22 protein-coding genes and 2 pseudogenes are annotated in these 26,586 nt (G+C 48.1%); 11 read left to right on the top strand and 13 right to left on the bottom strand.

What is annotated here, in order from left to right:
- The first annotated feature begins 135 nt into the window (after nucleotides 1-135).
- The 3 genes from glmU to IO95_RS09090 all read left to right on the top strand — a co-directional run bounded on the left by glmU (nucleotide 136) and on the right by IO95_RS09090 (nucleotide 4,043).
- Nucleotides 136-1,506 carry a bifunctional UDP-N-acetylglucosamine diphosphorylase/glucosamine-1-phosphate N-acetyltransferase GlmU gene (gene glmU / locus IO95_RS09100; RefSeq protein ID WP_037384881.1) on the top strand — a complete coding sequence of 457 codons (1,371 nt, stop codon included), beginning with the start codon at nucleotides 136-138 and terminating at the stop codon, nucleotides 1,504-1,506.
- Between the two features lie 252 nt (nucleotides 1,507-1,758).
- On the top strand, nucleotides 1,759-3,588 hold the full coding sequence (gene glmS, locus IO95_RS09095) for a glutamine--fructose-6-phosphate transaminase (isomerizing) (protein WP_023492579.1): 1,830 nt from the start codon (nucleotides 1,759-1,761) through the stop codon (nucleotides 3,586-3,588).
- A 152-nt stretch (nucleotides 3,589-3,740) separates the two neighbouring features.
- Complete coding sequence (locus IO95_RS09090) at nucleotides 3,741-4,043, top strand: monooxygenase (RefSeq protein ID WP_023492580.1); 303 nt, start codon at nucleotides 3,741-3,743, stop codon at nucleotides 4,041-4,043.
- Between the two features lie 99 nt (nucleotides 4,044-4,142).
- On the opposite strand, the gene IO95_RS09085 is transcribed toward IO95_RS09090, so the two are convergent.
- From IO95_RS09085 to IO95_RS09050, 8 genes are all read right to left on the bottom strand, one after another.
- The gene (locus IO95_RS09085) at nucleotides 4,143-5,480 is read right to left on the bottom strand and encodes an FKBP-type peptidyl-prolyl cis-trans isomerase N-terminal domain-containing protein (RefSeq protein ID WP_037384878.1); all 1,338 of its coding nucleotides are present in this window, start codon (nucleotides 5,478-5,480) and stop codon (nucleotides 4,143-4,145) included.
- Nucleotides 5,481-5,690: 210 nt separating this feature from the next.
- On the bottom strand, nucleotides 5,691-6,098 hold the full coding sequence (locus IO95_RS09080; protein ID WP_037384875.1) for a hypothetical protein: 408 nt from the start codon (nucleotides 6,096-6,098) through the stop codon (nucleotides 5,691-5,693).
- Nucleotides 6,074-7,369, bottom strand: a complete 1,296-nt coding sequence (locus IO95_RS09075; protein ID WP_023491144.1) for a phosphatase PAP2/dual specificity phosphatase family protein — start codon at nucleotides 7,367-7,369, stop codon at nucleotides 6,074-6,076. The genes IO95_RS09080 and IO95_RS09075 overlap by 25 nt, the downstream gene beginning before the upstream one ends.
- Nucleotides 7,370-7,371: 2 nt before the next feature.
- On the bottom strand, nucleotides 7,372-9,126 hold the full coding sequence (locus IO95_RS09070; RefSeq protein WP_037384872.1) for a bifunctional alpha/beta hydrolase/class I SAM-dependent methyltransferase: 1,755 nt from the start codon (nucleotides 9,124-9,126) through the stop codon (nucleotides 7,372-7,374).
- Entirely contained in the window at nucleotides 9,119-9,760 is a 642-nt protein-coding gene (locus IO95_RS09065) for a 1-acyl-sn-glycerol-3-phosphate acyltransferase (RefSeq protein WP_023491146.1), read from the bottom strand. The genes IO95_RS09070 and IO95_RS09065 overlap by 8 nt, the downstream gene beginning before the upstream one ends.
- A gap of 4 nt (nucleotides 9,761-9,764) precedes the next feature.
- Nucleotides 9,765-10,679, bottom strand: coding sequence for a phosphatidate cytidylyltransferase (locus tag IO95_RS09060; protein WP_023491147.1), 915 nt, complete (start codon nucleotides 10,677-10,679; stop codon nucleotides 9,765-9,767).
- A complete protein-coding gene (locus IO95_RS09055) occupies nucleotides 10,679-11,281 on the bottom strand; it encodes a CDP-alcohol phosphatidyltransferase family protein (protein WP_023491148.1) in 603 nt (200 codons plus the stop codon). Before IO95_RS09055 ends, IO95_RS09060 begins: the two co-directional genes overlap by 1 nt.
- 240 nt (nucleotides 11,282-11,521) lie before the next feature.
- Nucleotides 11,522-12,283 (bottom strand): IS5 family transposase, encoded by a 762-nt coding sequence (locus tag IO95_RS09050; RefSeq protein WP_037384869.1) that lies wholly within the window; start codon nucleotides 12,281-12,283, stop codon nucleotides 11,522-11,524.
- Between the two features lie 133 nt (nucleotides 12,284-12,416).
- Here IO95_RS09050 and IO95_RS09045 point away from each other — a divergent pair.
- The 3 genes and pseudogenes from IO95_RS09045 to dld all read left to right on the top strand — a co-directional run bounded on the left by IO95_RS09045 (nucleotide 12,417) and on the right by dld (nucleotide 15,648).
- Nucleotides 12,417-13,247: pseudogene (locus tag IO95_RS09045) on the top strand (IS982 family transposase).
- Between the two features lie 332 nt (nucleotides 13,248-13,579).
- Nucleotides 13,580-13,753, top strand: coding sequence for a hypothetical protein (locus IO95_RS25565; protein ID WP_160165614.1), 174 nt, complete (start codon nucleotides 13,580-13,582; stop codon nucleotides 13,751-13,753).
- A gap of 200 nt (nucleotides 13,754-13,953) precedes the next feature.
- Complete coding sequence (dld, locus tag IO95_RS09040; protein WP_037384866.1) at nucleotides 13,954-15,648, top strand: D-lactate dehydrogenase; 1,695 nt, start codon at nucleotides 13,954-13,956, stop codon at nucleotides 15,646-15,648.
- Between the two features lie 188 nt (nucleotides 15,649-15,836).
- Here the strand turns inward: dld and IO95_RS09035 are convergent.
- A pseudogene (locus IO95_RS09035) lies at nucleotides 15,837-16,934 on the bottom strand (ISAs1 family transposase).
- Between the two features lie 303 nt (nucleotides 16,935-17,237).
- Here IO95_RS09035 and pstS point away from each other — a divergent pair.
- From pstS to phoU, 5 genes are all read left to right on the top strand, one after another.
- Entirely contained in the window at nucleotides 17,238-18,278 is a 1,041-nt protein-coding gene (gene pstS, locus IO95_RS09030) for a phosphate ABC transporter substrate-binding protein PstS (RefSeq protein WP_023490509.1), read from the top strand.
- A gap of 88 nt (nucleotides 18,279-18,366) precedes the next feature.
- Nucleotides 18,367-19,323 (top strand): phosphate ABC transporter permease PstC, encoded by a 957-nt coding sequence (gene pstC / locus IO95_RS09025; protein ID WP_023490510.1) that lies wholly within the window; start codon nucleotides 18,367-18,369, stop codon nucleotides 19,321-19,323.
- A 7-nt stretch (nucleotides 19,324-19,330) separates the two neighbouring features.
- Nucleotides 19,331-20,206, top strand: a complete 876-nt coding sequence (gene pstA / locus IO95_RS09020) for a phosphate ABC transporter permease PstA (protein ID WP_037385002.1) — start codon at nucleotides 19,331-19,333, stop codon at nucleotides 20,204-20,206.
- A 53-nt stretch (nucleotides 20,207-20,259) separates the two neighbouring features.
- The gene (gene pstB / locus IO95_RS09015; RefSeq protein ID WP_369794340.1) at nucleotides 20,260-21,030 is read left to right on the top strand and encodes a phosphate ABC transporter ATP-binding protein PstB; all 771 of its coding nucleotides are present in this window, start codon (nucleotides 20,260-20,262) and stop codon (nucleotides 21,028-21,030) included.
- 12 nt (nucleotides 21,031-21,042) lie between these two features.
- A complete protein-coding gene (gene phoU / locus IO95_RS09010; protein WP_023491302.1) occupies nucleotides 21,043-21,774 on the top strand; it encodes a phosphate signaling complex protein PhoU in 732 nt (243 codons plus the stop codon).
- A gap of 80 nt (nucleotides 21,775-21,854) precedes the next feature.
- Here the strand turns inward: phoU and IO95_RS09005 are convergent, their stop codons facing one another.
- Genes IO95_RS09005 through IO95_RS08990 form a run of 4 tightly spaced genes read right to left on the bottom strand, consistent with a single transcriptional unit; the run spans nucleotide 21,855 to nucleotide 26,247 of the window.
- Nucleotides 21,855-23,300: an NAD-dependent succinate-semialdehyde dehydrogenase gene (locus IO95_RS09005; RefSeq protein ID WP_023491300.1), complete on the bottom strand. Its 1,446-nt coding sequence runs from the start codon at nucleotides 23,298-23,300 to the stop codon at nucleotides 21,855-21,857.
- The gene (locus IO95_RS09000) at nucleotides 23,297-24,343 is read right to left on the bottom strand and encodes an aldo/keto reductase (protein ID WP_023491298.1); all 1,047 of its coding nucleotides are present in this window, start codon (nucleotides 24,341-24,343) and stop codon (nucleotides 23,297-23,299) included. The genes IO95_RS09005 and IO95_RS09000 overlap by 4 nt, the downstream gene beginning before the upstream one ends.
- A gap of 10 nt (nucleotides 24,344-24,353) precedes the next feature.
- A complete protein-coding gene (fae, locus tag IO95_RS08995) occupies nucleotides 24,354-24,857 on the bottom strand; it encodes a formaldehyde-activating enzyme (protein ID WP_023491297.1) in 504 nt (167 codons plus the stop codon).
- A gap of 28 nt (nucleotides 24,858-24,885) precedes the next feature.
- The gene (locus tag IO95_RS08990) at nucleotides 24,886-26,247 is read right to left on the bottom strand and encodes an MFS transporter (RefSeq protein WP_023491296.1); all 1,362 of its coding nucleotides are present in this window, start codon (nucleotides 26,245-26,247) and stop codon (nucleotides 24,886-24,888) included.
- Nucleotides 26,248-26,586 lie beyond the last annotated feature (339 nt).

Here is a 26,586-nt window from a genome sequence, read left to right as displayed (position 1 = left end):
AAAATAGGTTTGGTTTAATTAGCGTCAGGTCAGAGGCCTTCTGACAGCGTTCAGATTTTTGTAGAGAAATATGTAGTAATTCCGCCAGTAAACGGTTTTACTTTTGTCCATCGAAATGGAGTTATCAGGTTACTTATGTCTAACAGCGCAATGAGCGTGGTTATCCTTGCCGCAGGCAAAGGAACACGCATGTATTCTGACCTTCCCAAAGTATTACATCCGTTGGCGGGTAAACCTATGGTGCAGCATGTTATTGATGCTGCCATGAAGTTGGGCGCAAAAAACGTCCATCTGGTTTATGGCCACGGTGGTGAATTGCTGAAAAGCACCTTAAAAAACGATGCACTAAATTGGGTGTTACAAGCAGAACAGTTAGGAACTGGCCATGCCATGCAGCAAGCGGCACCGCATTTTGCTGATGATGAAGATGTGTTGATGTTGTATGGCGATGTACCGCTGATTGCAGTGGAAACCTTGACGCGCCTGTTGGCAGCCAAACCTCAAGGGGGGATTGGATTGCTGACCGTGAAGCTTGAGGATCCTAGCGGATATGGCCGTATCATGCGTGAAAATGGTGAAGTCGTTGGTATTGTTGAACATAAAGATGCCAGCGAACAACAACGTCAGATTAATGAAATTAACACCGGGATTCTGGTGGCTAGCGGTGGTGATCTTAAGCGCTGGTTGGGTATGTTGAATAACAACAATGCTCAGGGTGAGTTCTATATCACCGATATCATCGCTTTGGCGCATGCTGAGGGCAACAAAATTGAAGCGGTGCACCCTGCCCGCCTGAGTGAAGTAGAAGGGGTGAATAACCGTTTGCAATTGTCACAATTGGAACGTGTCTATCAAGCTGAGCAAGCGGAAAAACTGTTGCTGGCGGGTGTAATGCTGTTGGATCCCGCGCGTTTTGATCTGCGTGGTGAGTTGGAGCATGGCCGTGATATTACCATTGATACCAATGTGATTATTGAAGGTAAGGTCAAACTGGGTAATCGGGTAAAAATTGGTAGTGGTTGTGTGCTGAAAAACTGTGTTATCGATGATGATTGTGAAATCAGCCCTTACAGTGTGTTGGAAGATGCTGAGCTTAAAGCGGCTTGCACGGTTGGCCCATTTGCTCGACTGCGCCCAGGTGCACAATTGGCTGAAGGTGCTCATGTTGGCAACTTTGTGGAAATAAAAAAAGCACGCTTGGGTAAAGGTTCTAAAGCGGGTCATTTGAGCTATTTGGGCGATGCCGAAATCGGTGATGATGTGAATATTGGCGCCGGAACGATTACCTGTAATTACGACGGGGCTAACAAGCATAAAACTATCATTGGTGATGGTGTTTTTGTCGGGTCGGATACTCAACTGGTTGCGCCGGTTTGTGTGGGTAAAAGAGCCACTATTGCTGCAGGTACTACGGTTACTCGTGATATCGCCGATGATGAACTGGTCCTCAGCCGTGTCAAACAGGTGCATATTCAAGGGTGGCAACGCCCGGTGAAGAAAAAGTAATTTACCATTATTTTTCTGGCTACCTCGCGCCTGAATGCCAACCTTATATTGTTAGCATTCAGGCGAGTGTGACTGAGTGGATAAATCAGTACCGATTAACCAGTGTGTTTTGTATTGGGCTCTTCTACAGAGGTCAGTACAAAACATAATAACCCCACCATCTACAGGCTCGGGGCGCACGGTAAAAAACCGGCAAAATCAGGTCAAGGCATCGCAAGTGCCCTGAAAGGCACTTAATCAGGAATACAAAATATGTGTGGAATTGTAGGTGCAGTAGCGCAGCGCGATATAGCAGAAATTCTGTTAGAAGGTTTACGTCGTTTGGAATACCGTGGATATGACTCTGCTGGCTTGGCGGTAGTGGATAGCGAAGGTCATGTCAGCCGTTTGCGTCGTGTCGGCAAAGTACAAAAACTGGCGGAAGCAGCAAACCAACATCCTCTGCATGGGGGAACCGGTATTGCTCACACCCGTTGGGCTACCCACGGTGAACCATCAGAAGCGAATGCGCATCCTCATGTATCAGATTACATCACCGTAGTGCATAACGGCATTATTGAAAACCACGAACCGTTGCGTGAATTATTGATTGAGCGTGGTTACCATTTCAGCTCTGAAACCGATACTGAAGTGATTACTCACTTGGTTCATTGGGAGCAGAAACTGGGTGGGACACTATGTGAAGTGGTTCAGCGGGTGATCCCACAGTTGCGTGGTGCTTATGGCATGGTGGTGATGGATAGCCGTGACCCCAGCGAGTTGATTGCTGCCCGTTCTGGTAGCCCATTGGTCATTGGCCTTGGTGTTGGCGAGAACTTTATTGCTTCCGACCAACTGGCATTGCTACCGGTAACCCGCCGTTTTATCTTCCTGGAAGAGGGAGATGTAGTGGCTGTGACTCGCCGTACTGTCACTATTTTTGATAAACAAGGTGATGAAATTAAGCGCCCGGAGATTGAATCTCAGGTGCAATACGATGCCGGTGACAAAGGCATATATCGTCATTACATGCAGAAAGAGATTTTTGAGCAGCCAATGGCATTGAAAAACACCCTGGAAGGGCGTTTTAGCCATGGGCAGATCAATCTGAGTGAATTAGGGCCAAAGAGTGATGAATTGCTGGCAAAAGTACAGCATGTACAGATTATTGCCTGTGGCACTTCTTATCATTCGGGTATGGTAGCGCGTTATTGGTTCGAGTCGCTGGCCGGTGTCTCTTGCGATGTAGAGATCGCCTCCGAATTCCGCTACCGCAAATCTGCGGTGCGCCCAGGTAGCTTACTGATTACCCTGTCCCAATCCGGTGAAACCGCTGATACATTGGCGGCTCTACGCCTGTCTAAAGAACTGGGATATCTGGGTTCTTTGGCGGTGTGTAATGTGGCAGGTTCTTCTCTGGTTCGTGAATCCGATCTGGCGCTGATGACGAAAGCAGGCGTTGAAATCGGTGTGGCATCCACCAAAGCCTTTACCACCCAGCTTGCGGTGTTGTTGATGCTGGTGGCGCGTATTGGCCATCTGAAGGGGATGCCAGAGAGCGTAGAGCATGAGATTGTGCATGGTTTGCAAGCGTTGCCTGCGCGTATAGAACAGATGCTGTCGCTGGACAAAAAAATTGAGGCATTGGCAGAAGGTTTCTCTGACAAAAATCACGCCCTGTTTTTAGGCCGTGGTGATCAATACCCGATCGCCATGGAGGGTGCGCTTAAGCTGAAAGAGATCTCCTATATTCATGCGGAAGCCTATGCTGCCGGTGAACTGAAGCACGGTCCATTAGCGTTGATCGATGCGGATATGCCTGTGATTGTGGTGGCGCCAAACAATGAATTGCTGGAAAAACTCAAATCCAACATTGAAGAGGTCCGTGCGCGTGGCGGTCAGCTTTATGTGTTCGCCGATCAGGATGCCGGTTTTGTCAGTAGTGAAGGCATGACCATTATCCCATTGCCTCATGTTGAAGAAATTGTCGCGCCAATCTTCTACACGGTTCCGCTACAACTGTTGTCCTATCATGTGGCATTGATTAAAGGTACAGATGTGGATCAGCCGCGCAACCTGGCGAAATCGGTTACTGTTGAGTAATCATTTTAGTTGCAGGATGACCATAAAGTTGTGAACTGAATAAATCCGGTTATGCCCCAAAGGCAAACCGGATTTTTTTATGATTAAGCTCAAGTGATGTTTATCAGAACGCATTATTCTTCACTGATAATGCAATGAAAAAGGAGTTTTTTATGAGCTACATACTGCAAGTTGATTTTCCCTACCATGGCCCTTGGGGGCAGGAAATGGCGCAAGCGATGGAGGGGTTAGCCCACTCTATTGCCGAAGAACCGGGGTTGATTTGGAAGATCTGGACTGAAAACCAGGCCACCCAAGAAGCGGGTGGCATCTACTTGTTCGCCAATATTTCCAGTGCTGAGGCCTATCTGGCGATGCATAGCGAGCGGCTTCGCAATTTTGGTATTCCCCAGGTTAATGGAAAGATATTTGCCATTAACCAAGCTTTGACGCAGATCGATCGTGCTCCAATTTGAATAACAGTTGCGTGAACTTGAAGATTAAAACGTAGGGATCGCGCAGAATCTGGTAATCACTAACCCCAGCAGTTCGAATAACTGCTGGGGGATAAATCGCTATTGCGGTTTATTTACATCAATAACAGAAATAGTGTAGATAACCACAAACTCAGGTTTTTTAGATCCATCCGGAACTTTTATCGCTGAAGGTGGGATCGCGACCTGAATCTCTCCCCCTTTACGAATAAGTTTCACGCTATCACGCAGCAGTGGCGGTATATTATCTACTTTAAATACTTGGTACGAGTTATCAACTTTAGGGCCATCAACCACAGTGCCATCAATCAAGGTACCTTTAAAACTTAACTCAACAACATCGGTACTTTGCAGTGCTGGACCGCTCCCTTTATTGATTATCAAGTAAAGCAACCCTTGTTTGTTTTTCTTGACCCCTTCACGCTGTGCAAATTGCTCCATCCAGGTTTTATCTGCAGCAATTCTTTTATTATTTTTATCTTCTGCTAAGACGTTTATCTGCTCGTCAAGAATGAGTAACGTGTCGCGTACTTCTTTCTCACTCATTTTTTCCTGATTGTTGAAGGCATCAGCGACACCCGCTAACATTATATTTTTATCAAGCGTTATATGGAGTTCTTTTTGTTGAGCAATTTGCGCTTCAATATAGTGCCCTAATGCGATACCACTGGCATAAGCACGTTTTTGCTCTTCGCTATCTAATTTAAATTCTTTTGCTACTGTTGGCGTAGTCGTCACGGCCTCTTTTTTTTCTGCTGTCGCAATATTCTCAGACACGGATGTACTTTCTGCTGTTGCCGAACTCGCGCTAGTTGCAGCGGCTTCACCCGCTTGTATCTCTTTTTTATCCAACTCTTTTGGTTGCTCAGTTATGGATGGAAAGGCGGGTGATGGCTTTGCCGCAGGCGCTACATCGGGTGTTTTGGTGTCTTCTGTTGTTTCTGCTGTCGTTGTTTCGGTTGCTGTTGTTTCGGTTGGAACAGCCACTGTCTCTTTTTGTTGTGGCGTAGTTATATTTTCTGGTGAAGTTATATTTTTCGGCGTAGTGATATTTTCTGGCGTGGTCGTACTTTCTGGTGTCGCCGCATTCACATTAGTTGAAGTCGCCAGGTTCTCTTTTACCTCTTGTTTTGTCTCTTTTTCATCTGTCTCTTTTTCATTCGACATTTTAGGCTGTTCAGTTAGGCTTGGGCCTGTTGACGTGGGGGTGGCTGCGGGTTCTGCCTCTGCTGCTTTAGTGTTGTTTGTTGTTTGTGCAGAGGGAGCTCCGTCTGTCGATGCTGGCAGCGTTGCTGATGGTACTGAGGGAGGTGTTTGTACTGTGGTTGCCGGATCTTCTGCGTTGGCGGTGAGTACATAACCTGACATAATCAGCGAACTCGCAAACAGCACCTTTTGGGTCGTGAGACGAAAAGACATAGGAATACCTTTGGCTTGTCTAAATGAGTAATGATTAACAGAATAGCGGGTGAAAATTTTTTATAAAAGCACCGGGTAAAAATTAATCTTTGTTATCACAGAGAAACGTTAGGCAACAGCCGATTATTTAAGGCCTGTAGTTGTCTGTTGTTGCCTATGGTTAATAGATTCACCCAGCAATGCTTACAGGGTTCACTACTTAGCCAACGTTCAGTAGAGAATCAAAGCGAACAACCAGAGAACCCACAATAACGCCGTGATTAACATGGTGCGCTTGAGTTGGCATAACGCACCATGTTGACGTTGCGGGAATGTCAGTTGGGTTAACCGTTGCCGTTGCCAAATCAATGCCAGCGCTTTCCCGGCTTGTTGATTCTGCGCCTCGTTGAACTGTGTTAAATAACCGACATCCAACCATAGGCGCCAGCAGCCATAAATACATACACCACTCAGCAACGACACCCCTGCCCGCATCAATCCGGGTGATGCAGCAAAAATAACCCATAGTAATGGTGGTACCACCATCAACAGCAAAAAACGCCAGCTCAGCAGAGTTCGTTCAAGCAACACGGTGGTTAGTTGTTCGGTTGCTGTTATTTCCTGATGTTCATTCGCCATTGTTCTAACAGCTCCAGATGTTGAGCGTTTAAGACTACCTGCGGCCGCTTCTGCCGAATATAGGCGACGGCTTCCATTACCGTGAGTGACGGTTGTTTATAGAGTAGCCAGGCGGCTGCCACTAAAGCACTGCGTGACAAGCCTAATGCACAATGGATAAGCACGCTACCTTGTGTACGCTGCAACTGTTCCAGCATGAGAACCGCCTCACGGAGTTGGCTCGCTTGCGGGTTGACCAAATCCAACATCGGTACACAATAATAGGCGACTCCGGTTATGTTGCGCGCTCGGGGAAACTCACTGGTAACATCCAACACTGCCCGTTGTAATGGCTGGTTACGGGGGTAAGAGCCCAGGAACACCTCATCCGTGAGCGGGCTAACCGCAGGCAAACGGCGGGTGTAATAGCGTAGAGAAATAAACATCCCCAACCGCCAGGGCATCAGTAACCAGTAGGCGGCAGGGGTGAGTTTTCCTTGTTCATTTTTTTGCAACACGGTGACGCCAAACCCGGCATATCCCAGCGTGACAATCATCAACGCTATGGCTGGCCACCACAGCCACGGCAGATAAAAACTTGCTGCTATGGCTATGAGTGAACCGAACAAATAGCGTCTGGTTAATTTCCAGCGGCGGCTATCTGGGCGCTGCCAACGCCATTGCCCCTGTTCTGGTACCAGCCAGTCAATCACCATACCCGCGATCAACCCAGTGATAACGTCGATGAAATGGTGCTGCCAAGTCGTCACAACGGAGAGTGCGATAAGCAGAAACCATGCGGTAAAAATCCGGTGCCCGTGGCCGCCAAGGTGGCGGCTGAAGTGGCGCCAGAGTAACCAGCAAAAAATAATATGCAGAGAAGGTGATTGATTATAGGGTAAATCAAATTGCTCCAATTGTTCGAACAACCAACCGGCAGCACCAGAAATTGGCGGTCTGGTGAAGGAAAATTTCAGCGGAAAGAGTAAAAAACCGATACAGGCCACCAGAGGGGCTAATGCTAACCGGTAGACCAAGCGTCGCTGTTCACTGAGTGTTGTACAGATAAATAGCGACAACCCGTAGAATATATCAAGGCTCCAATAGGGAATTATGGTCAGCGGAATAAAGGGAATATGCTTCTCCCAGTCAAACACCAGGCTGCCCACATCACCCCTGCCAGCGGTAAACTGGTTTACCTGACCATAGGTGAGGAAAAAAAGGGGGGCCAGCAACAGCAGCCAGCCTATCCCGTGAATAATAATAGTACGGCGAGTTACAGAACTGCTCATGCTTAGCGACGCACCGCCAGTGAAACAGTAAAAATCCCCCACTGATCAATTAACTGGGCACATTTATCAAAACCGGCTTCTTGCACCAAGGCATCCATTTCCCCTTGGGTACGTACACGCATTACCCACGCCTTACCATCTTTATGGCTGGTGAGGGACCAGGCGATGGTTTTTAACTGCGGATGCCACGGTTGCCCGGTGTAGATCAATATCCCCCCGGGTTCAATGGCCTCTGCCAACCCAGCTAACGAATTACGTACCAGTGTATTTTCAGGAAATAGCTCGTAAAGCCCAGAAACGATACCCAGCGTTGGGCGTGGCGTTAATGCAGCCAGTTCATCGCGGTTAAAAGCGTCACCACGTTCAAAATGGGCCTTATCTTCCATGCCGCGTGAAGCGATCATTTCCTGTCCTTTCTCGACATTCAGTTCACTGTAATCACGCAGGAGAATATGACTGACGAGGGGTTCACTCGCCAACGCATCCAACACATAGCGACCATGCCCGGCGGCAACATCCACTACACGCACTGGCGTCCCTTGTGTGGCCAACTGCGCTACTGCTTGTTGGATAAGTTGCTGCAGATGAAGTTTACGCTGACGGATCCCTTGCCAACCAATGCTATTGAGGTAGTTCTTATCGATTTGCCGACCTAGCCAGTTACTTCCTTGTGGTTGGTTACGATAGACATAATCCAGGGTGCTACCGGAATCAAAACCAGTCTCAAACCCTAACTTCACGCCAGTTGACTGGGTACCCAGCATTTTCATGCCATAACGCATTGCGCGATAAGCCACATCATCGAGAGAATAGGGAACCGGGCCGCCACTGAGCATTCGCCAAGTATCAGCACTTGGGCTCCAGCGGTCTTCATTACTGTAATCGAAGCGTTGCGGTGGCAAGGCGTACAGGGTGTCGATAAAACTGCGCATTTTGTCGAATGCGATGTGGCGATCCCGCTCACCGAGCGTGTCATGATAAAAACCAGGGAGGATGTGCAATTCTTTTAATTGGCTGCGTAACCCCTGGTAGAAATCCAATTGCGGCTTGCGGTGGACAACATGGTCATTGCCGGAAATCAGTAACTGTACTGGTAGGGTAATTGCAGCGGCGTCGCGTACTACGCGTTCCGCAGTACGGTAGAGATCAAGCAATATATTGACGGCGATTGGCCGGGTAACTAAAGGATCATGATCAAAGCTGGCTACCCGCTCGGGGTCGTGTGTCAGGTATTTGCCTTTGACGTAAGAGTTGACGAAAAACAACCCGCGCAAACGGTGCAAAAGTGCCAGCCCGCTACGTGCAAACGGTACATACAACTTAACCTTAAACGCGGGTGATGCCAGCACCAAGCCGCGAATGGCTGGCGCATAGTCGTGTACCCAGGTCGCAGCCAGTACCGCCCCAACGCTTTGTGCTACCACGGTAATATTCTCCAGGGGCACATTATTTTCGGTAGCAACAAAGCGAACAAATTCATCCATATCCTGTACTGAGCGGGTCAGCGATGGGCTGTAACCGCGTTGACCTGGCGAACGCCCATGTCCCCGTGCATCCCAAGCATAGAATGCGCTATCCGGCATAGCTAATTCATCAACAATGTGTTGCATACGCCCAGAGTGCTCATGGCCGCGATGGAACAAAACGATGATTTTATTTATTTCGCCGTTTTCCTGCGCTGGCCAGTGGCGATAAAACAGTTCAGTCTGGTCGCTGGTCAGAAAACACTTTTCGTCTGGCGTACGGGTATTAATCATGGGATTCATTTCCTTGAGTCTCCTGCCGGAGTTGTAATAAACGCTGTAATAGCGCTTCCTTAAACTGGCTCTTATCCGGGTGAGAGTACAGTGGCTCACCTACATTGACATCAATAAACAACGGCAAAGGAATGCGGTTGCCTTTTGCCATAACCTGTTCTGTCCCTTTCAGCCAGATGGGGATAATCGGTACCTCCGGCAGACTTTGGCTAAGATGCCACAGCCCTGATTTTAGTGGTGCCAATTTTCCTGGTTCACCACGGCTACCTTCAGGAAACAAGATCAGAATCTTATTGTCGCGTAATGCTTGTTCACAAAGTGCCAGTGGATTGGTTTCCCCTCCTTGGCGCGAGACCGGGATAATATTGAGAATATTAAGCGTAAACCACGCCAACCAGCGGTTACGCAGAAAATAGTCTGCAGCGGCCACCGGGTGGACATTGTGTTGTTGATGAATTGAGAACAGTGATAACAGCGTAAACGCATCCATATGGCTGTTATGATTTGCCACGATAATCGCCGGCCCTTGTTTGGGCAGTCGTTGTGGGTGTTTTACTCGTAGCCCAAGCCATAACCAAATTACCGGCCAGACGATACAGAGTGAAAATAGTGTTTTGAGAAGTTTTTTCACCATAATGTCAGTAATAGAAGTAACGAATAAAGTGGAAGAAAACCGGGGCGGTGAAGATCAGGGAGTCCAAGCGGTCAAGAATACCGCCATGGCCAGGGAGCAGTGTTCCGCTATCTTTTACACCGATATCGCGTTTGATTGCTGACATCACAATATCACCGCAGAACCCCGTCACACCAATAATCAACCCGGCCAGCAGCGCCATATTCCAGCTTAATGGGGTGAGTAGCGGGCCAAGCAATACCGCCGCCAACGTGGTGCTGGCGATGCCACCGAGCAAGCCAGCCAGGGTTTTATTTGGGCTGACTTTCGGCGTGACTTTAATCCGCCCCAGAGATTTGCCCCACAGATACTGTGTAATGTCGTTAAATTCTGTCAGACCGACCAGAAATAGCACCAAAAGGGCCCCTGTTTGCTGGCCATTGGCAGGGAGAACCAGCAAAAAGGCCACATGACTGAAGGCAAAGACCGTAGTCATCAGGCCCCAGTGTAACTGCGACACACTGCTTAGAAAGCTATGCGTATCGCCAGAAATCACCATGCGAGCGGGAAGGAATAAAAAGACATAGACCGGAATAAACACAATGAACATGCCATACCAGTTAGCGCCAATCAGCCAATAGTTGATGGGAATGGCGATAAACATCCACAATATGGGCATCCGGTCAGAATATCGGGAGGGAATCAGGGTCAAATATTCCTTCAACGCTATAAAACTGACCAGCGCGAAAAAAGTCAATGCCAGCCAGTGGGGGCTGATCATCGCCAGGGAAAACAAGATGATAATGACCCACCAGGTACGGATGCGCAGCGTTAATTCACGCCAGTTTTTCTCTGGGCGCAACCAGACCAACAGCCCATTAATGAGGGTAGCGATCAGTAACAGGGCAAAAATAACGGCCAGGGATTTTTCCAGCAACATTATTGCGGCTCCTCTACCAAGGCGCTACGGCAGCGATTGATGACCGTCCAGACCAGTAATAACGTTGCTATGCCCCACACCAGATTGTTCCAGCTAACCAGTTGCGGCCAGATAGCCAGCACCAAACCCCAGGAACCAAACATCAACGCCCGGTCACTTTTACCCAGTGGCCCAGCATAGTTACGTGTCCCGTTAATGGTTTGTACCAGAATTCCACAAAATTCGGTTAACACCATGATGAATAACATCACCAGTACCAGCGGTGCGTTACTGTTTGCGAGAAAGATAAAAGGCAGATATAAGGCAACATCAGAAAGGACATCACCTATTTCATTCAGTATCGCCCCGAGGCGGCTTTTCTGGTTGCACTCCCGGGCTAACATGCCATCCAGTGCATTGAGCGCCATACGGATAAATAACACAATCGGAAGCAGATAAAACAGACCAGGTTGCGGAAATAGCATCAGTATTCCGCCAACCAGAAATGAGAGCACCATCGCGGCCAGTGTGACCTGGTTGGCTGTTACATGATGTTTTTCCAGACAATACATTATTGGACGTAACAAGGCCTGAAAGGCAGGCTTAATCCTATAGAGTGTCATTATCATTCCCTGGTATTGATACCCTTCATACTACTTGGGTGTTGGCTATAGTTACACGCCTCATTCAGGAGGCTTGTGCCCGTATCAGGGCAACTGAAAACAGCGTTCAAGTCTGCTTCAGGCGGACTTGAACGCACCAGTCACATAGTTATCTATCACATGGTTATCTATACTCTTTTTATCTTAAAACAGGGGAAATATGAAGTTAATTAGGGCTTGTTGATCTTTGCTGTTCATCATTCAGCCAACCCACATTGGCAGCCACATGAGGCAACAAGCCAAAGCTACTGTACTTGCGTAATTTCGGGCTAACTTATCGTATCTTGTGGCTACTGAGCGGTAATGCTTTAACCTGGCAAAGGCATTCTCTACAAGGTGGCGATATTTGTACAAACACCAGTCAATATCGCCATTCCCAATCTTTGAGTTCCGTTTGCGGGGTATGGTCGGTATTCCCCTTTTCTGCCGAACCTGCTCACGGATTTTCTCACTGTCATACCCCCGATCTGCAATAACATGCTCTGCATCTGGCAACCTATCAAGTAATTCCGGAGTAGCTTTACTGTCATGAACTTCACCGCCCGTGACAATGAAATCTATCGGTAAGCCACAACTATCAACAGCCATATGGATTTTCGTCGTGTTGCCACCACGGCTTTTTCCTATAGACTCTTTGCCCTCAGAGCAAGCGCCTGTCGCATGTTGATGGGCTTTAACAATGCTACCTTCTATAAATTCCCATTCTAAATCAGCCAATTGCCTAAGCTCGACAAAGAGTTGCATAAGAATGCCTTTCTTTGACCACAAGTTAAACCGCCGGTAGATGGCACTCCAATGTCCAAAAGCGGCTGGAACATCACGCCAAGGGCAGCCAACCCGCATTTGATACAAAATCCCTTCTAAAGTATTTCTATGTTCTGGCTTGTCATAGACGCGACCCGTTCTCAGCATTAAGCGGATTAGCTTTGACCAGTATTCATCTGTTAATATCGTTCTTGGCATGTTGGGCTGTCGTGGTTAGTTTTTGGCGAAAGTAATTATACCAGTCCTTCATGCCGCCTAATAATCCACCACGAAAGATCAACAGCCCCTAGTAGAACTCTTCTGTGATGTCGATGATTTTTGCAGGGTCTTCATCCCATTATGGGAACAGCAGTGCCTGGAGAACGGTAGTCGCAAACGGCGGCGTTCTTCCCGCATGAGTCCCAGCGAGATAATGACCATCCTTATTGCTTTTCATATGTCAAACCACAGGAATTTCAAGAGTTTTTATCTGGGGATCATTTGAATGTACCACCGTCAGGATTTTCCGGAACTCCTCAGTTACACCCGCTTTTTAGGCGTCATGTCATCGGTCATGGTGCCCTTATGTAGCTATTTTACATCGATTAAAGGACAACCGACGGGGATTGAATTTATCGACTCGACCAGCATCAAGGTTTGTCACAACATTCGTATCCCACGCAATAAGGTCTTCGATGGAGTAGCCAAACGGGGAAAAGGGACGATGGGTTGGTTTTACGGTTTCAAATTACACATTATTGTCAACTACTTAGGTGAAATGGTGGCCGCCAAGCTGACCACAGCCAACGTTGACGACCGGGTCCCTGTGAAGGAATTGGCGGAAGGCTTAACGGGCCAATTGTATGGAGACAAGGGCTATATTAGCCAGGCTTTGGCGGCAGAATTAGCTTCTGAAGGTGTAAATTTTATCACGGGTGTACGTAACAATATGAAAGCGAAAGCGCAATCCGCGTGGGATAAGGCAATGTTATCAAAGCGCTTTATCATTGAGACTATCAATGACCAACTAAAAAACATCTCACAAATAGAGCATACACGACACAGGAGTTTGCATGGTTTTATGCTGAATATGGTATGCGGACTGGTCGCGTACTGTTTCAAAGAAGATAAGCCATCAATCAAGTTGAGCCATCCCGAAATGATGGTGCTGATGACGGCTTAACCAGATCTCAGGTTAATTATACCAGTCCTTCATGCCGCCTAATAATCCACCACGAAAGATCAACAGCCCCTAGTTTTGGCACAGTTTATGTGTTTGTTTGCTCCTTGGGTTTAAAGCCCGTTCCCCGACTGATAGCTGATCAATTGAGCAACGCATTTGAACCCTGAACAGTTGTCCTGTCCGACCTCATTTCGTATAAGCAATGGGGTAATAATGAGTCTGCCAAATCCACTCTGTGTGGGAATTGATGTGTCTATATCCAAGTTCAATGAAGTTGCAGGTAGGAGGCAAACGAGAGAATCCCGATGATCTTACATGGGTAAGTGATTCGGGTGAACGAGTGTAGTCAACACCGCTGCAGCTTCATTGGCGACGGGTATAAAACCACGCTGGATGTTGCCATCGGTATGGAGATTTCCCTGTTTACTGTCGGTAACAACCTTGATGGTTTCGATGGCATTATGCTGGGGATGATATCGCTTACCGCCTACAATCAATTCGCATGATTTTGGGTATATTTATCATCAAACCAAAATTAATGCTCCAACGCCGAACACCTCACCACTGAGTAATTTGCATGACGCTACGACTCATTAATAATTTTTACCATTTGTTGTTTGTTGTCAGACAACGTAACTTAGACTGGCTTGCTTACATTAATGCAACAAACACTTAAATTTCTATGAACAGGAAGAGGAGTGACATGATGTCATACACAAATCAGGAGTTTATCAATCAGCTAAAAAATATTGTCGGTAGTTCTCAACTGCTCACCAGTGAAAACAGTACCGCTCGTTATCGCAGAGGATTCCGCACCGGCGAGGGCAAAGCTCTGGCAGTGGTATTTCCCAGCGGTTTGTTGCAACTCTGGCAGATTTTACAATTATGTGTTGCTGCCGATACAGTTGTGATTATGCAGGCAGCAAATACCGGCCTGACTGGCGGCTCAACACCGTTTGGCGATGATTATGATCGTGAAGTGGTGGTTATTAATACGCTGCGGCTCGACCATCTGCATCTATTGGATCATGGTAAGCAGGTTGTCTGCTTCCCTGGAAGTACACTTGCCGGGTTGGAAAAAAAACTCAAGCCTTACGATCGCGAACCTCATTCTGTGATCGGATCTTCATGCATCGGTGCTTCGGTGGTGGGTGGTATCTGTAACAGTTCAGGAGGTTCGTTAGTAAAACGTGGCCCAGCCTATACTGAAATGGCGTTGTACGCCAAGTTAGGCGCTGATGGTCAACTGCAGTTAGTCAATGAGTTAGGGATTAAACTAGGCAATACGCCGGAAGAAATCCTTACTCGATTAGAACAACAGAATTACCAACCAGAAGATATAGAGTATGGCACGCTAAGAGCGTCAGACAATGAATATGTTAGTCGGGTACGTGATGTTGATGCAGATACGCCTTCTCGTTTTAATGCAGACAAACGCCGTTTATATGGCGCCTCTGGTTGTGCTGGCAAACTGGCGGTATTTGCTGTGCGCTTAGATACTTTCGCCAAAGAGGGTATTGAACAGGTGTTCTATATCGGCACCAACAATACGGCGGTGTTCACCGAATTGCGGCGCCATATACTCAGTAAATTTGAAAACCTGCCAGTAGCGGGTGAGTATATGCACCGCGACATTTTTGATGTTGCTGAGCGTTATGGCAAAGATACATTTATGATGATAGATAAGTTTGGCACCGAACAGATGCCTCGTTTCTTTACCCTGAAAGGGCGTATGGATACCTATCTGAATAAAGTGCCATTTCTGCCCCGTAATCTTGTCGACCGCATGATGCAGAAAATAAGTGGTTTATCCCCCAACCATTTGCCAATAAGCCTAAAAGAGTACCGCGAACGCTTCGAACATCATCTTATGCTCAAAATGTCAGGCCCAGGGGTAGCAGAAGCACAGAATTATCTACAGCATTACTTTACCCAGGCTGACGGTGACTTCTTTGTTTGCACCGAAGAAGAAGGCAAAAAAGCATTTTTGCATCGCTTTGCTGCAGCGGGGGCTGCCGTGCGCTACCAGGCGGTGCATGCCGATCAGGTACAGGAGATTTTGGCGCTGGATATCGCGTTACGTCGCAACGATTCCGAATGGTTTGAAACCTTGCCACCAGAGATCGACAACAAGCTCCTTAAGAAACTATATTGCGGCCACTTTATGTGTCACGTTTTTCATAATGATTACCTGGTGAAAAAAGGAGTAGACAGCAAGGCATTAAAAGAAGAAATGTTGGCGCTCATTGACCAAAGAGGTGCGGAGTATCCTGCCGAGCACAATGTCGGGCATATGTATCAGGCCAAAGCCGATTTGCAAGTATTTTACCAAGAAGCCGATCCGACCAACAGTTTTAACCCTGGTATTGGTAAAACCAGTAAACAGAAATATTGGGGATAAAAACAAGATACTGTTCCATTACAGGAAAAGGGTTAAGTAGCAATGAATTGATTTTTAAGCAGTTCAAGGATGAACTGCTCTACTGGGAATATTCCTGGTGGCCAGACGACATGACTGCAGCTTGAATATCGACGTGTACAGAACTTGAGTGAGGATCGGTCAGGGCGGGAGCATACTTTGCTTGTTATTTAACCAAAGAATAACTGAGCCCGATAATTGTCATCCCAACCTGCCTTTTTTAGCTTGTTTCTCTGACTCGGCGCACCACAATTGCTCTACTTTATGATATTCAGAACAAACCGCCGGAATAGCGCCATATTCTCGACCGCATCCTCCATCGCTATTCTGGAGGCATCTTCATTGAACACCACATCAAGAATGTAATGCTGGCTGTTCTCGATCCGCCAGTGTTGACGAATATAGTGCCCGAGCAGCTTGTGTTTGGGGGATAACGAGCTGACATAGTAGGCGGTCTCTACCGTTCCTTTTCCGTTGGCGCTGCGGTGACGCTCAACGGCGATGATGCTGCGGATTGTCGGCCATTTCTCCGCCAGCTCGGGCGGTAATTTTGATTTTAATTGAAAGACATAGCGCTCTTCTTGGCGGCCATGACCATTCTCTTTGTGCTCGACGATTATCTTCTCTTTCTGTGCGTCAAAGAGTGCCTGAAATTGCGATTGAACGGCTTGATACAGCTTCGGTTGGTTCTTCTTTACCTGAACCACCACATGTGCCTTCTTCTCGCTGATTTTCTCCAGCGTCTCACGCTGACAATGCAAGGCATCAAGCGTCACAACGGCGCCTTTAAGCTCAAGAATTTCCAGCATTTCTTTGACCGTTTCGAGTTCCCCTTTCTTATTTGGGGTTGTTTTCTGGCTTAAAACCAAACCATTTTCGGTATCGTAGGCTGTGACCAGTTGCAGAGCTTCGGCGGCATTTCCGCGGTAGGAACCGCGCAACACCTTGCCGTCAAAGGCAATGATGGGTTTGCCCTGATGGGTGCGCTGTTCATTGACCCAGCAAAGCAACGCTTCAAGCAGGGTATCGATGACAATGCAGCGCAAAATGCGGGCAATGGTGTGACGGCGCGGGATGCCGTTGGCAAAAGGTCGATACTGACGGAGCCAATCGGCCTTTGAATTGCCATAGGTCTCTATGTCCCGCCAGCCTTCGGCACCACTCATGATGGCGCTGATGACAAGAAACATGACGTCAACAAGGTCATGTTTACGATTGATGTCAGAGCGGGTTTCTTCAACAAGGGTAAGGTGTTCAATCAACGTCATCGAGCGTGCCTCCTATATGGAGACGTGATTAGATCACAGACGATCTGCCCGTTCAAGCTTCATTAACAAAGTGCGATCCCGCCCTGGAGGATCGGTAGGGTTTTACTCAGCTGATATTTTGCATGATGTTTTTTAATATATTGATAATAAAACAAAAAACAAAAAATCCAATCATTGTCATATAACTGTAATATTTTATACATTTTACTGTCATGAAACTGTCCTATTTTCCTTCAATCAGCAATACTTTATTTGACTCAAACAGCCCGAAGTCGATTTTTAAATATCCCATTAGGAGGGATCATGAAACTGATGCGTACCACTGTCGCCAGCATTGTCGCAGCGACTATCTCCTTGGTCTCTGTATCTGCATTCGCTGCTGCGAGCTTGACCGGTGCAGGTGCGACATTTCCCGCTCCGGTTTATGCCAAGTGGGCAGATTCTTATCAGAAAGAGACTGGCAATAAAGTTAACTATCAGGGGATTGGTTCCTCTGGTGGTGTGAAGCAAATTATTGCTAACACCGTTGACTTTGGTGCTTCCGATGCTCCTCTGTCTGACGATAAGCTGGCTGCCGATGGCCTGTTTCAGTTCCCAACCGTGATTGGCGGTGTGGTACTGGCTGTCAACATCCCAGGCATCAAATCCGGTGAACTGACTCTCGATGGTCAAACCCTGGGTGATATCTACTTGGGTAATATCACAAAATGGAATGACCCAGCGATCACTAAACTGAACCCAGGCGTTAAGTTGCCAGATCAGAATATTGCCGTGGTACGCCGTGCAGACGGTTCTGGTACTTCTTTCGTCTTCACCAGCTATCTGTCTAAGGTTAATCCTCAGTGGAAAGAGAAAGTGGGTACCGGTTCAACGGTTAAGTGGCCAACCGGTTTAGGTGGTAAGGGCAATGACGGTATTGCTGCATTTGTCCAACGTTTACCTGGTTCTATCGGTTATGTAGAATACGCTTATGCCAAACAGAATAATCTGGCCTACACTAAATTAGTCTCTGCTGATGGTGAGCCAGTGAGCCCAACCAAAGAGAGCTTTAGCGCTGCAGCCAAAGGTGCCGACTGGAGTAAAACCTTCGCTCAGGACTTGACCAACCAAAAAGGTAATAATGCTTGGCCAATTACTTCCACTACCTTTATTCTGATGCACAAAGAGCAGAAGAAACCAGAGCAAGGTACAGAAGTACTGAAGTTCTTTGATTGGGCCTATAACCAGGGTGCTAAACAGGCTCTTGAACTGGACTACGCTATACTGCCAGATGAGGTAGTTGAGCAAGTCCGTGCAGCTTGGAAGACCAATATCAAAGACAGTTCTGGTAAAGCATTATTCTAAAAACACAAGAGGTGTGGTATACACCTTGCCTGATGTGTCGGGGCTCAGTAAGCTGAGCCCTTTAAGCTTTATAACAGAAGAGTAATCTATGGCTGGGCCTAAACCGACCATTAAAGCACCGAGTAAAAACGGTGACATTATCTTCAGCGCGCTGGTTAGACTGGCCGCGCTGATTACCTTATTGCTGCTGGGCGGCATTATTGTTTCGCTGATTATTGCCTCCTGGCCAAGTATGCAGGCGTTTGGTTTCGCTTTTCTGTGGACCAAAGAGTGGGATGCACCCGCTGAGCAGTTCGGTGCCTTAGTCCCTATTTACGGGACGTTAGTCACCTCTCTGATTGCCTTGATCATTGCGGTCCCGGTCAGTTTTGGTATTGCGCTGTTCCTGACGGAACTCGCCCCTAATTGGCTTAAGCGCCCGTTAGGTATCGCCATTGAACTGTTAGCGGCGATCCCAAGTATTGTTTACGGTATGTGGGGTCTGTTCGTGTTTGCTCCACTGTTCGCCCAATATTTCCAGACTCCGGTGGGCAATGTCCTTTCTGGTATTCCGATTGTTGGTGAATTATTTTCTGGCCCGGCTTTCGGTATCGGTATTCTGGCTGCCGGGGTGATCCTGGCTATTATGATTATTCCTTACATTGCCGCAGTTATGCGTGATGTATTCGAACAAACCCCGGTAATGATGAAAGAGTCCGCCTACGGTATTGGTTGTACTACCTGGGAAGTGATTTCGCGTATTGTCTTACCGTTTACTAAAAATGGGGTGATTGGCGGTATTATGCTGGGTCTGGGGCGAGCTTTGGGGGAAACCATGGCAGTCACCTTCATTATCGGTAACACCTACCAACTCGACAGTTTCTCACTGTTTATGCCTGGCAACAGTATTACCTCAGCATTGGCCAATGAATTCGCTGAAGCGGAGTCGGGGCTGCACACCTCAGCATTAATGCAACTGGGGCTGATCCTGTTTGTTATCACTTTTATCGTCCTTGCGCTGTCAAAACTGATGGTTATGCGCTTGGCTAAAAATGAGGGGCGTTAAAGTGACCATGTTGGATTCTGTAGAGCTGGCGGAAAGCCGCCGTAAAATGCAGGCTTGGCGCCGCCAGAAAAACCGCATTGCACTGTTCTTGTCACTGGCGACGATGGCCTTTGGTCTGTTCTGGTTGGTGTGGATTCTGTTTTCTACCATTACCAAGGGCATCGATGGTATGTCGCTGGCGTTATTCACCGAAATGACGCCACCACCCAATACGGCCGGCGGCGGTTTGGCTAACGCCATTGCCGGTAGTGGTTTGCTGATTCTGTGGGCGACCGTCTTCGGTACACCGTTGGGCATCATGGCAGGCGTTTATCTGGCGGAATATGGCCGTAAATCCTGGTTGGCTGAGGTGATCCGCTTTATTAACGATATTTTGCTGTCTGCGCCGTCAATCGTGGTGGGGTTGTTTGTTTACACCGTGGTGGTGGCTAAAATGGAGCACTTCTCTGGATGGGCGGGGATTATTGCCTTGGCTTTGCTGCAGATCCCGATTGTGATCCGCACCACCGAGAACATGCTCAGACTGGTGCCCGATACGTTGCGTGAGGCCGCTCATGCACTGGGAACACCCAAATGGCGTATTATTTCTGCCATTACCTTGAAAGCTTCTATCTCCGGTATCATTACCGGTGTATTACTGGCTATAGCACGTATTGCAGGTGAAACAGCGCCATTGCTGTTTACCTCGCTGTCAAATCAGTTCTGGAATACCGACCTGATGCAGCCGATTGCCAACCTGCCAGTGACCATCTTCAAGTTTGCCATGAGCCCGTTTGCCGAATGGCAGCAATTGGCTTGGGCAGGCGTATTGTTGATCACCCTGTGCGTACTGTTACTGAATATCCTGGCGCGTGTGATTTTTGCCAAGAAAAAGCATTCATAAAAATTTAAGCGCCGTTGGTTCGGCGCGGTGAAAAGAGAGAAGTCTTGATGAGTATGGTTACTGACGCTCCCAGCAGCAAAATTCAGGTACGCGATCTGAACTTTTACTATGGCAAATTCCATGCGCTGAAAAACATCACCCTGGATATTGCCGAGAATAAGGTAACGGCCTTTATCGGCCCATCGGGTTGCGGTAAATCAACGTTGTTACGTACTTTCAACAAGATGTATCAGCTATATCCAGAGCAACATGCCGAAGGCGATATTATATTGGATGGGCAAAATATTCTGACGGATAACCAGGATATCGCCTTACTGCGTGCCAAGGTGGGCATGGTGTTTCAAAAGCCAACACCGTTCCCGATGTCGATTTATGACAATATTGCTTTCGGTGTACGTCTGTTTGAAAAGCTGTCCCGTGCAGATATGGATGAGCGTGTTCAGTGGGCGCTGACCAAGGCGGCACTGTGGAATGAAACCAAGGATAAGTTGCACCAGAGCGGTTATAGCTTGTCTGGTGGTCAACAGCAGCGTTTGTGTATTGCGCGTGGTATTGCCATTCGGCCAGAAGTGTTATTGCTGGATGAGCCGTGTTCGGCACTTGACCCTATTTCAACTGGTAAAATTGAAGAGTTAATCAGTGAACTGAAGTCTGAGTATACCGTGGTTATTGTGACCCATAATATGCAGCAGGCGGCACGTTGTTCTGACTCCACCGCATTTATGTATCTGGGGGAGTTGATCGAGTTCAGTGATACTGACACCTTGTTTACTGCACCGCAGAAAAAGCAGACTGAAGATTACATTACTGGCCGTTATGGTTGATAAGGGTGCATCATGGACAATCTGAATTTAAACAAACATATTTCTGGCCAGTTCAACGCAGAGCTTGAGTATATCCGCACCCAGGTGTTGACGATGGGTGGGCTGGTTGAACAGCAACTGAGTGATGCTATCACGGCGATGCATAACCAGGATGGTGAGCTGGCTAAACGGGTGATCGAGGGTGATGCCAAGGTCAATATGATGGAAGTAGCCATTGATGAAGCCTGTGTGCGTATCATTGCCAAGCGCCAGCCAACCGCCAGCGATTTACGCTTGGTGATGGCGATTATCAAGACCATTTCTGAACTGGAACGTATCGGTGACGTTGCAGATAAAATCTGCCGTACGGCACTGGAGAAATTTTCTCACCAGCATCAACCGCTGTTGGTCAGCCTGGAGTCTTTGGGGCGCCATACCGTTCAGATGCTGCATGATGTGCTGGATGCCTTTGCGCGTATGGATCTGGATGAAGCGATCCGTATTTACCGTGAAGACAAGAAGGTCGATCAGGAGTATGAGGGTATCGTGCGCCAGTTGATGACCTACATGATGGAAGATTCGCGTACCATTCCCAGTGTATTGACGGCGTTATTCTGTGCCCGTTCTATCGAACGTATCGGTGATCGTTGCCAGAACATTTGTGAATTTATCTTCTATTTCGTCAAGGGCCAGGATTTCCGCCATATCGGTGGGGATGCACTGGACAAATTACTGGCAGAAAGTAAAGGCGAGAAAAAAGAGTAATTTTATTAAAAAATTACTGTTAATGGCGCTGGAAACAGCGCCTTTCTTTTGTTTATCGAATTCACAACAGTTTATCGAATTTACAGCAGTTGGCCGATATTGACGTATTTGGTTTCCTGATATTCATCCAGGCCGATATCCGCCCCTTCGCGCCCCAGGCCTGACTCTTTCACCCCACCAAAAGGGGCGACCTCAGTAGAAATAATCCCTTCATTAATACCTACCATGCCGCTTTCCAATGCTTTGGTAACACGCAAGGCGCGCGCCAAATCACGGGTATACAGATAAGCCGCTAACCCAAAGGGGGTTGCGTTAGCTCGGGTGATGACTTCATCCTCATCGGTAAAGCGGAAACAGGCAGCCAGCGGGCCAAAGGTCTCTTCCTGCGCTAACCGCATCTGCTCTGTGGCGTTAGCCAACACCGTAGGTTGGAAGAATGATCCCCCTAAGTCGGCGCGCTTACCGCCGCACATCAGCTTCGCACCTAACTTCAGGGCGTCCTGTAGGTGTGCCTCCACTTTTTCTACTGCTTTGATATGGATTAGCGGCCCTTGTTGTGCTCCTGGCGTCATACCTGAAGCAACCTTTAACGCTTTTGCGGCATCCGTCAGTTTCTGGACAAAGCGGTCATAAATACCGTCCTGAATGTAGAAACGGTTAACACATATGCAAGTCTGCCCGCTGTTGCGGAATTTGGCGGCCATTGCGCCGGCAATGGCTACATCAAGATCGGCATCATCAAACACGATAAAAGGTGCATTACCGCCCAGTTCCAGAGACAGCTTTTTCACTGTATCTGCTGCTTGGCGCATTAATAACTTACCCACCGGCGTTGAACCAGTGAAAGAAATTTTACGCACTAGCGGGCTCGCCATCAGTGTTTCACCAATGGCGACGGTATCGCCGGAAACCGCATTAATCACCCCGGCTGGAACCCCGGCTTGTTGGGCTAATACAATCAACGCGAAAGCGCTGAGCGGAGTTTCATTGGCTGGCTTAATCACCGCAGTACAACCAGCCGCCAGTGCCGGGCCCAATTTGCGTGTCAGCATGGCTAATGGAAAGTTCCATGGCGTAATGGCCGCAATAACACCCACCGGCTCTTTAAAGGTGAGGATCTGATTGCCATTTTTGGTTGCCGGGATGGTTTTGCCATAGGCACGTTTAGCCTCTTCGGAAAACCATTCAATAAAGCTGGCGGCGTAAGCCACTTCGCCGATGGCTTCGCTGAGGACTTTACCTTGTTCGGTCACCATCAACTCAGCCAGTGCTTGTTGATGCTGCATGATCAACTGGAACCAGCGTCGCAAAATTTCTGACCGTGCTTTGGCGGTTTGAGCACGCCAGGCCGGTAGCGCCGCCGCTGCTGCGGCAATGGCAGCTTCAGTTTCTGCACGGCCAGCCAGGGCAACATCAGCAATTTTTTCACCACTGGCGGGATTATCGACGGGATACGTTTGTGGGGTCGTTTGCCACTGGCCATTGCAATACCAACCGGTACGCAGTAAGGAGGCATAAGCTGTCATGCAATATTCCTTGTTTCTAGGTTATCCACTGCAAAAAAACCGCGTGCTGGGCGGCTGTCACGCAGAATACGCTTGCCCGCGGTGTAGTCATTAATGACATCGCAAGGGGTGTAATTACGCTCCAGCTCATGCTGTTCTTCGTCATTGAGCTGGGTATCTAGTGCGGCAATGGCACTGTTGATCTGTTGTATCGAGTCGGCACCAACTAACATACAATCTACACCTGGGTGGTTAAGTACCCAGGCTTGAGCGACCTGTGCTGGTGGTATACCTCGTTGCTCAGCCACCCGGCTAACCGACTGCGCTATGTTAAGCGAAGTCGCATCAGCATACATTTCTTGGGTAAAAAAATCGGTCTTGTTGCGCACAGAGTTGAAATCGCAACTTAATAGCCCGCGAGCCAATGGGCTGAAGACTGAAATACCCAACCCCTGATCACGGCAAAACGGTATCATTTCACGCTCTTCCTCACGGTAAGCACAGTTGAGTTGCAGTTGCATATTAATGGGTTTGGTATAGCCATTACGCTCGCAATACCATAGGATTTTGGCTAACTGCCAGGTATACATGGTCGATACCCCAACATAGCGAGCCTTGCCAGAATGGACGATATCATTCATCGCTGCCCAGGTTTCTTCAATGGGGGTATTCACATCGAAGTAATGCAACATATAGATATCGACGTAATCGGTGCCCAAACGCTGCAAACTGGCATCGATACTGGCCATGATATGTTTACGTGAATGTCCCTGGTTGTTGAACCCCGCGCCAATCGGGTAGCCTACTTTGGTGGTCAGCACCAGTTCATCACGATTGGCAATGCGCTTGATCACCCGGCCCACCACTTCTTCACCCGCACCACTGGAGTAAAAATCCGCTAGATCAATAAAGTTAATCCCGTTTTCCAAAGCATGGCGGATCAGCGGTTCACTTTGTGCCTCATCGAAAATCCACGGTTTCCACTGTTTACTGCCCATATTCATGGTACCCAAGCACAAACGAGAAACTTTCAAACCACATTGACCCAGATTAATGTACTGCATGCTTCCCTCCTCAGGCTTTTGGGGTGTAGAACGGATTGCCCAACTGTGGCAGGGCTTCAGTCAATTGGTGGCGGGTCGGCAGTTTTTCCATTGCCGCCTGAATAGCTTGGGTACAGGCGAGGTAGTTGTTGTGATAGACCTCGTCAATATTGTTGCAACTGGGGTTGACCCAGTTAGCGGTGACAATACACCATTCATCTTCAGCCTCTGCGGGTAGGGTTCCTGACAGTAGTGCTTCAGTCACCGCCTTAGCGATAGCGGCTTGTGAGGCTCCCCAAGTTGAATTGCCGTGTAATTCACCGCTAATTTCCGCTTTATTGACATACAGCGTCATGGGTTTAGCCGGTACGTTAGGTTTAATTACCACCATAAATGGGCAGTGACCCTGGCTGGGGGATGCCAAGCTGGAAGAGAAAGCCTGGCCGACGACACCATTACGCGGTCCGATCATGATATTGATATGCGAGGCATTTACGCCGTTACCTGCAAACCCTTCTCCGATATACATTTCCACTTAAAGATCTCCTGTTTTTAACATAATGTTATTTAGCCACTGTGGCTAACGTGTTCTCTGTTTGAGGTTGCGAGCCCTGGGCGGCATCCACCAGGGTCAGTCCCTTGGTTTCTGGTGCCCAGGCAATGGAAACAACGGCGCCAATCATCAAGATAAAGGCCAGAATGGCGGTAGTCGTCGGCATGCCGAAATGCACGATAGACAGAGGCAACAGGCCTGTGCCAATGGCGGAGCCTAATCGACTCATGGAGGTTGAAAACCCCACGCCCATGGAGCGGACTTCGGTAGGGAAGCTTTCAGCGGGGAAAACGCCTACCAGATTACTGACTGCTGACATGACTAATGTAAAGGCGGCAAAAATGGCGATCAGCCAGGTTGTTTGGCTACCAGGAAGAATACTTAGCATCACCAGGCAGGCTGCGAGGAAGATAAACGAACCAATCAGGAAACCACGGCGTGAGCAAATCACCGTCAGAACAATTCCCAGCAAGGCTCCGACGATCAACAAGCCGTTAAGCAGCAGGTCAGTGGAGAAGTTATTGTCTAGCCCCATCACCTGCAAAATAGAGGGCAAGAAGGTATAGATGGCAAAGTAAGGGATCACCAGACAAACAAAGAACAGGCTGTTGAACGCGGTACGGCGACGGTATTTAGGCCCAAATAGTGACAAAAAGCGTTGTTTTGATATCACGGGGGCTTCATCAATCAACAGGACATGGGGGCCGAAGTATTTATGTACTATCGCCATGGCTTGTTCCCGTTGTCCTTTCCCCATCAACCAGCGCGGTGACTCCGGTGTACCGATACGCATTAACAGAATTAGCAGGGCGGGTATGGCAGAAGAGGAGAGCAACCAGCGCCAGGCATCGGGCCCTAATGCCGTTAGAAAATGGCCAGCAAAGCCCGCGGCAACATAGCCAAAGGTCCAGATCACACTGAATGAACCGAGTAATACACCTCGATGCTTACGGGGGGCGAACTCGGCCAGCATGGTGTGTCCTACTGAAAAATCCCCTCCTAACCCAATGCCTACCATCACTCGTAACAGAAACAGTTGTTCCGGTGTGGTGGCGAAGAACTGCAGGGCAGAGGCCAGCGTGATAACCACAAAGCTGAAACTGAAGATTTTCTGGCGGCCAATATAATCAGAGATCCAGCCGAGGACCAAACTGCCGATAAATAGCCCAATCAGTGCAGAACTACCAAGCAACCCCTCCCAAAAAGGGGTGAGGCCCATTTGTGGTTTGATTTGTGCCAAGGCGAAGCCGATAACACCGAGTACATAGCCATCCGTAAAATGTGCACCAAAGGTTAGCCCGGCGATTTTGATATGGAACCGATTTAACGGCACATCATCCATACGGATGGATTGTTGGGTTAAAGTTTGCATTTACCTGTCCTCCTGTTGGGAACGGTACGGGTATACCGTTGGTCGGTATTGCTAATTGATTTTTCCTACTCCCATGCATTGACCTTTATGAGTGCCAAAGATGAGAGGAGCGAGTCATCAATTGGCAATGTGAAATGCCTTGATGTTATTTTTTTGTTTTTATTTGGTTGCTAATGTGAGCATAAAGGAAGCGATAGGCGAGTGCGTTTTAGTCATACCCCTCAGCAGAGAATGCATGTGACTCACCTCTGGTTTTATGGAAATAAACGCTGCAAGGGATAAAAACATGCATCAAATTAATAACATGTAATTAACAAAGCGATGTCTGTTGGCGAGGTA

The sequence above is a fragment of the Serratia sp. DD3 genome (assembly GCF_000496755.2).
Note: the sequence above shows the minus strand (reverse complement) of the source record. Positions and strands in the feature narration are given on the sequence as shown.

Excerpts from the sequence above, each read along its gene's own strand:
- glmU (WP_037384881.1), top strand. The coding sequence starts at position 136 with ATGTCTAACAGCGCAATGAGCGTGGTTATCCTTGCCGCAGGCAAAGGA.
- glmS (WP_023492579.1), top strand. The coding sequence starts at position 1,759 with ATGTGTGGAATTGTAGGTGCAGTAGCGCAGCGCGATATAGCAGAAATT.
- IO95_RS09090 (WP_023492580.1), top strand. The coding sequence starts at position 3,741 with ATGAGCTACATACTGCAAGTTGATTTTCCCTACCATGGCCCTTGGGGG.
- IO95_RS09085 (WP_037384878.1), bottom strand. The coding sequence starts at position 5,480 with ATGTCTTTTCGTCTCACGACCCAAAAGGTGCTGTTTGCGAGTTCGCTG.
- IO95_RS09080 (WP_037384875.1), bottom strand. The coding sequence starts at position 6,098 with ATGGCGAATGAACATCAGGAAATAACAGCAACCGAACAACTAACCACC.
- IO95_RS09075 (WP_023491144.1), bottom strand. The coding sequence starts at position 7,369 with ATGAGCAGTTCTGTAACTCGCCGTACTATTATTATTCACGGGATAGGC.
- IO95_RS09070 (WP_037384872.1), bottom strand. The coding sequence starts at position 9,126 with ATGATTAATACCCGTACGCCAGACGAAAAGTGTTTTCTGACCAGCGAC.
- IO95_RS09065 (WP_023491146.1), bottom strand. The coding sequence starts at position 9,760 with ATGGTGAAAAAACTTCTCAAAACACTATTTTCACTCTGTATCGTCTGG.
- IO95_RS09060 (WP_023491147.1), bottom strand. The coding sequence starts at position 10,679 with ATGTTGCTGGAAAAATCCCTGGCCGTTATTTTTGCCCTGTTACTGATC.
- IO95_RS09055 (WP_023491148.1), bottom strand. The coding sequence starts at position 11,281 with ATGACACTCTATAGGATTAAGCCTGCCTTTCAGGCCTTGTTACGTCCA.
- IO95_RS09050 (WP_037384869.1), bottom strand. The coding sequence starts at position 12,283 with ATGCCAAGAACGATATTAACAGATGAATACTGGTCAAAGCTAATCCGC.
- dld (WP_037384866.1), top strand. The coding sequence starts at position 13,954 with ATGTCATACACAAATCAGGAGTTTATCAATCAGCTAAAAAATATTGTC.
- pstS (WP_023490509.1), top strand. The coding sequence starts at position 17,238 with ATGAAACTGATGCGTACCACTGTCGCCAGCATTGTCGCAGCGACTATC.
- pstC (WP_023490510.1), top strand. The coding sequence starts at position 18,367 with ATGGCTGGGCCTAAACCGACCATTAAAGCACCGAGTAAAAACGGTGAC.
- pstA (WP_037385002.1), top strand. The coding sequence starts at position 19,331 with ATGTTGGATTCTGTAGAGCTGGCGGAAAGCCGCCGTAAAATGCAGGCT.
- pstB (WP_369794340.1), top strand. The coding sequence starts at position 20,260 with ATGGTTACTGACGCTCCCAGCAGCAAAATTCAGGTACGCGATCTGAAC.
- phoU (WP_023491302.1), top strand. The coding sequence starts at position 21,043 with ATGGACAATCTGAATTTAAACAAACATATTTCTGGCCAGTTCAACGCA.
- IO95_RS09005 (WP_023491300.1), bottom strand. The coding sequence starts at position 23,300 with ATGACAGCTTATGCCTCCTTACTGCGTACCGGTTGGTATTGCAATGGC.
- IO95_RS09000 (WP_023491298.1), bottom strand. The coding sequence starts at position 24,343 with ATGCAGTACATTAATCTGGGTCAATGTGGTTTGAAAGTTTCTCGTTTG.
- IO95_RS08990 (WP_023491296.1), bottom strand. The coding sequence starts at position 26,247 with ATGCAAACTTTAACCCAACAATCCATCCGTATGGATGATGTGCCGTTA.